The 7119-nt window shown below is 77.8% G+C and carries 1 protein-coding gene; it reads right to left on the reverse strand.

The features are described from left to right. Positions 1–27: 27 nt before the first annotated feature. Entirely contained in the window at positions 28–7110 is a 7083-nt protein-coding gene (locus tag ACTG9Q_RS31280; protein ID WP_455576556.1) for an SDR family NAD(P)-dependent oxidoreductase, read from the reverse strand. Positions 7111–7119: the final 9 nt, after the last annotated feature.

Below are 7119 nucleotides of genomic sequence, written 5' to 3' on the forward strand. Positions count from 1 at the left end.
GGGTGTCCATCGATTCCTCCTGGCCGGTCACGGGCGGCCGAGTTCGGCGTCGAGCAGGGCGAAGACCTCCTCGTCGGAGGCGGACAGCACGTCCTCGGCGTCATCGGGGCCGCCGTCGAGCGCGGTGAGCAGGGCGCGCACCCTGGCCGCGGCGCGGGTGCGCGTGCCCGCGTCGGCGGCGGCCACGGCGAGCGCGGCGCCCACCCGGTCCAGCTCGGCGAACAGCGCGGGCAGGTCGGTGGGCCCGGCCTGGCCGCCGAGCAGCTCGTCGAGGTGCGCGACGATCTCCAGCGGGGTGGGGTGGTCGAACACCGTGGTGGCGGGCAGCTGCAGGCCGACGGCGGCGGCCAGCCGGTTGCGAAACTCCACCGAGGTCAGCGAGTCGAAGCCCAGCTCGTCGAAGGAGCGGTCCGGGTCGATCGCCGAGGGTCCCGGGTAGCCGAGGACCGCGGCGGCCTGCGCGCGGACCACCACGGACAGCCGGGCGCGGCGGGCGTCCGGGGACAGGGCGGCCAAGTCCTCGCGGGCCGGGGCCGGGGCCGCCGGGGCGAGGGCGCGCAGCAGCGGGGGCAGGGTGCCCGCGGCGGCCTGTGCTCGCAGCGCCGCGGTATCGAGCAGCACCGGCACGGCGTCGGGTTCCGCGGCGGACAGGGCGGCGTCGAACAGGGCCAGCCCGGTGGGGGCGTCGAGGGTGCCGATGCCGCCGCGGAGCAGCCGGTCGGCGTCGGCGACCATGCCCCCGTCGACGGCCCACGGGCCCCAGGCCAGCGCGGTGGCCCGTCCGCCCACCTCGGCGCGGTGCCGGGCGAGGGCGTCGAGGAACGCGTTGGCGGCGGCGTAGGCGCCCTGGCCGGGGCCGCCGAACACGCCCGCGGCCGACGAGTAGAGCACCAGGTGCGCCTCGGGCAGCAGTTCGTGCAGGTTCACGGCACCGTCGACCTTGGGCGCCAGCACCCGTGCGAGCGTGTCGCGGTCGAGCCCGGTGACCACACCGTCGGCGAGCACACCCGCGGTGTGCACGGCCAACCCGACCGGGCGGTCGACGGTGGCCAGCGCGGCGGCGAGGGCGGCGCGGTCGGTGACATCGCACCGGATGACGACCGCTCGGGCGCCCGCCTCGGCCAGTTCCGCGAGCAGGGCCTCGTCGACCCGCCCGGACCGGTTGAGCAGCAGCAGGTCCCGGGCGCCGTGGGTGTGCACGAGGTGGCGCAGCAGCGGTGCGGCCAAGGCGCCGCCCGCGCCGGTGACGACGGCGGTGCCGATGTCGAGGCGGGTGGGGGCGGCGGGGTCGCCGCGCACGAGGCGCGGCGCGTGCGGGCCGTCGGCGCGCAGGGCCAGCTGCGGCTCGTCCGAGGAGAGCGCGGGGCGCAGCGCGCCGAGCGCGACGGCCGCGCAGTCGACCAGCGCGAACCGGCCGGGGTGCTCGGCCTGCGCGGCGCGGACCAGGCCGTGCGCGGTGGCGAGCGCGGGCTCGGCGTCGTGGGCGCCGCGGGTGAGCACCACCAGCTTCGACGCGGCGAACCGGTCCTCGGCCAGCCAGTCGCGCAGCAGGTCCAACGCGGCGCCCGCCGCGGCGTGGGCGGCGGCGCGCAGGTCACAGCCGGGGGCGGCGATGGGGGCGATGACGACCGGGGCGACCGGGCCCGCGGCGAGCGCGGCCAGGTCGTCGGCGCGGTCGGCGCCCGCGCCCAGGGCGGCGGTGAGGCCGTCCGGGTCGGCGCCGAGCACGGTGACCCGGACCGGGCCGGTGGCGGGCAGCTCGACCGGGGTCCAGGCGACCCGGTGCGCGACGGCGGTGCCGGGGGCGGCGGACGGGCGCAGGGCGATGGCGTCGACCGACAGCACGGGGTGGCCGTCGGCGTCGGTCACCAGCAGCGCGACCGCGTCCGGCCCCACCGGGGTGAGGTGGGCGGTGGCGGCGGCGCCCGCGCGCTGGTGCAGGCAGACCCCGGTCCAGGCGAAGGGCAGGCGCGGGGCGCGGCCGGTGGTGAACCCGCCCAGGGCCACGCCGTGCAGGGCGGCGTCGAGCAGGGCCGGGTGCACGAGGTGGTCACCGGGCTCGCCGGCGGCCAGGACGATTTCGGTGCGCACGCCGCCGTCGTGCCGGTGGGCGGCGCGCAGGCCCTGGAACGCCGGGCCGTACTCGGTGCCCGCGGCGGCCAGGGCCGGGTAGAACCCCCGCACGTCGACGGGGTCGCCCTGCGCGGTCGGTGCGGCGGGAGCGGCGGCGGTGCCCGGGGACAGGGTGCCGGTGGCGTGCCGGACCCAGTCCGCGCCGTGAATCCGGGCGTGCAGGGCGAAGGCGCGGGTGCCGTCCTCGGTGGCCGGGTCGGCGACCAGGCGCAGGTCCGCGTCGGCGACGGCCAGCGGGACCTCGGTGACCAGCTCGGCCACCGTGGGGCAGCCCAGCCGCTCCCCCGCCCGCAGCGCCGCCTCGACCAGCAGGGCGCCGGGCACGACGGTGGCGCCCGCGACGGTGTGCTCGGCCAGCCAGGGGTGGCGGGCCGGGGTCAGGGCGCCGGTGAAGACCGTGGAGCCGTCGGGCAGGTCGACCGGGTCGGCGTCGAGCGGGTGGTGACCCGCGGTGCCGGTGGTCTCCACCCAGTGGCGGGTGCGCTCGAAGGGGTAGCCGGGCAGCGAGAGCCTGCGCGCGGTGGCGGGCAGCGGCCGGGAGACTGGCGCGCCGCCGACCCAGGCCGCGGCGAGCGCGTCGAGGTCGTCGGTCCGCGGCGCGGCGGCGCCCGCGGCGCGCTTGCCGCGGTGGACGGCGGTGGTGTCCCCCGCGAGGAAGGCGCGCAGCGCGGCGGCGAACCCGGCGGCGTCCTCGGCGACGACGGCCAGCCGCTCGTCGAAGTGGTCGCGCCCGGCCCACAGGGTGAGCTCCAGGGCCGCGGCGTCCACATCGGACGCCGGGGCAGGCAGTCCGCCTGCCAGCTGCCCGGTGGTGGTCTCGCCGTCGAGGTCGGGTCGGACGCCGAAGACGTCCTCGACGCGCGCGGCGAGCATGGCCAGCTGCGGGTAGTCCAGGCCGAGGGCGGCCAGCGGCTCGGTCGGGTCGACCGGGACGCCCACCAGCTCCTCGACGAGTGGCCGCAGCGCCGACAGCGCCTCACCCGGGGCGGCGAGGTGGTCGGCCACCGACCGGGCCAGCTCGGTGAGCCGGTCCGCGTCGCGAGCCGAGAGCGCGAACAGCCTGGGGCGCGACGGTTCCGGGGCGGCCGGGGCCTGCTCGTACGCCGCGAGCACGACATGGGCATTGGCGCCGCCCGCGCCGAAGGAGCTGATGGCCGCGGTGCGGGGGCCGTGGGCCGGGGCGGGCCACGGGGCGGTCTGGCGCTGCACGCGGAACCGCGAGCGGTCCCAGTCGATGGCGGGGTTGAGCTCCTCGGCGTGCAGGGACGGCACCAACTCGCCGTGGCGCAGTTGCAGCAGCACCTTGGTCAGCGACGCGATGCCCGCGGCCGACTCCAGGTGGCCCAGGTTCGACTTCACCGAGCCCAGCGGCCACGGGCCCCGGCCCGCGCCGAGCGTGTCGAAGGCCCGCTCCAGGGCGGTGACCTCGATGGGGTCGCCGAGGCTGGTGCCGGTGCCGTGCGCCTCCAGGTAGCCGATCCCGGCGGGGTCGACCCCGGCGGCGGCCAGGCCCGCGGCGACGACGTCGGACTGGGCGGCCGGGCTGGGCACGGAGAACCCTGCGGTGTGCCCGCCGTGGTTGAGCGCGGTGGCGCGGATGACCGCGTGCACGTGGTCGCCGTCGCGCAGGGCAGCCGACAGCGGGCGCAGCAGCACGACGCCGACGCCCTCGCCGGGCACGTACCCGTCGCCGCCCGTGCCGAAGGCCCGACACCGACCGTCGGTGGACAGGAAGTTGGCCTGGCTCAGCAGCAGGTACTTGTTGCGGTGCACGGCCAGGTTGACCCCGCCCGCCAGCGCCGCCTCGCACTCGCCGCGGCGGATGGCCTCGACGGCCAGGTGCAGCGCGGTCAGCGAGGACGAGCACATGGTGTCCAGCGCGAGGCTGGGACCGCGCAGGTCGAGGAAGTGCGAGACCCGGTTGGCGACCGACCCGCTGAACGAGGAGGGCACCAGTCCGGGTTCGGGGCGCACCCCGTGCAACTGGTACTGGTTGTACATCACGCCCGCGAACACCCCGACCGCGCGACCGCGCCACGCCGACGGGGCGTGCCCGGCCTCCTCGAACGCGTGCCAGGCGGCCTGCAGGAACAGCCGCTCCTGCGGGTCGAGCACCGCGGCCTCGTTGGGCGAGATGTGGAAGAAGCGGGCGTCGAACTCGTCGATGCCGTCGAGGAAGCCTCCCCACCGGCCGTAGGAGCGGCCGAGCACGCCGCGGGTCTCGGAGTGGATCTCGTCGTGGTCCCACCGGTCGGCGGGCACCTCGGTGACGCAGTCGCGGCCCGCGCGCAGGTTCGCCCAGAACTCGTCGAGGTCGCGCGCCATGGGGTACCGGCCGCTGACGCCGACGATGGCGACCAGCCCCTCCTCCGGCGCGGGCTCCACGCGCCGCGCCCGCGGACGCGGCGCGGTGGCGAAGCCCGCGGTGATCCGCCCGGCGTCGCCGACGAGCGCGACCAGGTGCGGCTGCCCACTGCCCGCGGCGGCGAGCAGGATGTCCACGGCGGTGGCGGTCGGCATCGGCGCGAGGCCCATCGACGCCAGGGCCGCGCTGTCGACGGGCATCCCGCCGTCCGCCCACGCGGGCCAGCCCACCGACACCGAGCCGGGGACGGTGGCGGCGAAATCGTCGAGGAAGCCGTTGGCGCAGGCGTAGTCGGCCTGTCCCGGGTTGCCCCACGCGGCGGCGGAGGAGGAGCACAGCAGCAGGAAGTCCAGGTCCCGCGTGGCGGCGGCGAGGTGGCGGGCGCCGTCGACCTTGGGGGCCAGCACGGCACGCACGTCGGCGGCGCCCTTGCCCGCGATGAGCCCGTCGCGCAGCACGCCCGCGGCGTGGATGACGCCGTGCAGGGCGCCGAACCGCCGGTGGGCGGTGTCGACCGCGTTCCGGACGTCCTCGGCGCGGGTGACGTCGGCGGTGACGACGGCGACCTCGCCGCCGAGCCCGGTCAGCTCGGCGGCCAGGGCCTGGTCGGGGGCGCGCCCGCACAGCACGAGGCGGGCACGCGCGGTGCGGGCGAGGTGGCGGGCCAGCGCCCGGCCGACGCCGCCGAAGGCCCCGGTGATCAGGTAGACGCCGCGCTCGCGCAGTGCGACGGGGGTCGCGGGGGCGTCGGTGGGGTGGAACTCGCGCACCTGACGGCGGCCGCGGGCAGTGGTGACCTCGATGTCATCCTGGGCGAACTCGGCGAGCGCGGTCGCGGTGTCGTCGGTGCGCACGACCATGGCGCGGAGGGTGGGCTGCTCGCGCACGGCGGTGCGCAGCAGCCCGGCGACCGCGCCGGTGGGCCCGGTGCTCTGGTACACGAGCGAGCGCGGGCCGGAGCGCAGCGCCGCCGCGAGGAAGTGCGTCAGGGCGACCGCCTCGTCGGCGATGTCGCCGGTGGGGCGCCACAGCACCCCGGTGGTGGGCTCGGCACCAAGCAGGGCGCGCCAGTCCTCAGAGGACTCGGGGTCGAGCACGTACCCGTCTCCGGTGGTGGCGAACGCGGCGCCGAAGCGGGCCCGCACGGCGCGGACCCCGGCGGGCAGGGCCACCTCGCCGTCACCGACCAGGAGCACGGCGGCCGGGGTGCTCGGCTCGATGGGGGCGTCCACCCAAGTGGGCTGGAACCACACGACGTCCGCGGGGATCGCGCTCTCCACAGTGGACAGAAGGGGGAGGACGGGAGCCTCCCTCGGTGGGGCGCCGACGGTGGACAGCAGGTGCTCGACGAGGGCGCCGGGGGTGCTGTGCTCGAACAGCAGCGTCGGGGAGAACTGCTCGCCGTAGACCTTCTCCAGGTCGGCGGAAACACCGAGCAGGGCGGTGGAGTCCAGGCCGAGGTCGTAGAAACCGACCTCCTCCCGGGGCTCCTGCTCGTCGCCGCGGGCGGCGAGCAGGCCCCGGACCAGGCCGGTGACCGCGGCACGCGGGTCGACGGCAGGCGCGGCGGGCTCCGAGGCAGGCTCCGGCGGCCCTGCCGAGGGCGGCGCCGGGGCCTTCGACGGTGCCACGCCCGGCGCGGCGGGCGGCACGGCGGGCGGCTTCGGCGGCCCTGCCACAGGCACGGCGGGGCCCGGCGCGGCGGTGACGGGCGCAGAGGTGACGGGCGCGGCGGTCACCGGCTCCGCGTCGAGGTCGAGGCGGGTGATGGCGGCGGCGTCGCGGACCCGCTTGGAGGTCAGGCCGTGCAGCCACGCCAGCCGCACCCCGTGCTCATCGTAGAAGTCGAGGTCGCAGGTCGTCAGGTCGGCGTCGGCGCCGGAGTGGGCGGGGGGCCGGGCGTGCACCAGGGTGGCCGGGCCCAGCGGTCCGCGGGCCCGGAACGACCCGATGAGCATCGGGATGTACGGGCGGGTGCCCTCCCCCGGAGCGGTCCGGGCGAACCGGGTGGGCAGCAGCGTCGCGGCGTCCAGGGCCGCCGGGTGCAGCGGGAAGTGCGCGCAGTGCGCCGCCGCGGCCGGGCCCAGCGACAGTTCGGCGAGCAGGTCGTCCGGGCCGACGTGCAGGGTGCCCCGGCCGCGCATGAAGTCGCCGTGCTCGATGCCGGTGTGGCGCACCAGCGCGTACAGGTCGGCCATGTCGGCGGTGGCCCGGCCCCGGCGCAGCGCGTCGAGGTCGGTGGTGTGCCGCGGGAACGCCTGCCCCAGCAGCACGTCCGCGGCCAGCACCGGCACGGGGGCACCGGCGGCGCGCCCGTGCCGGTGCCGGGCCCCGGTGACCGCCAGCCGGTACCGGCCCGGCCCGTCCGCGGTGAACCGCAGCAGCAGGTCGGTGTCGTAGTCCGGTCCGGCGGCGACCGGGGCCTGGAACAGCACGCGGCGCAGCTCGACGCCCTCGGTGTCCACGCCCTTGGCGCGCAGCACCCGGAAGACCACGTCCAGGAACGTCACGCCGGGCAGTACCCGGGTGCCGTGGACGCGGTGGTCGCGCAGCACCGGGTCCTGGCCCCGCACCACCACGGCGCAGGTCAGCCCGTCCAGCCCACTGTGCATCGGATCCCC

It is taken from the genome of Actinokineospora lacus, from assembly GCF_053813445.1.

Bases quoted from the DNA above. Each gene is read 5' to 3' on its own strand.
- ACTG9Q_RS31280 (WP_455576556.1), bottom strand. From the start codon at position 7,110: ATGCACAGTGGGCTGGACGGGCTGACCTGCGCCGTGGTGGTGCGGGGC.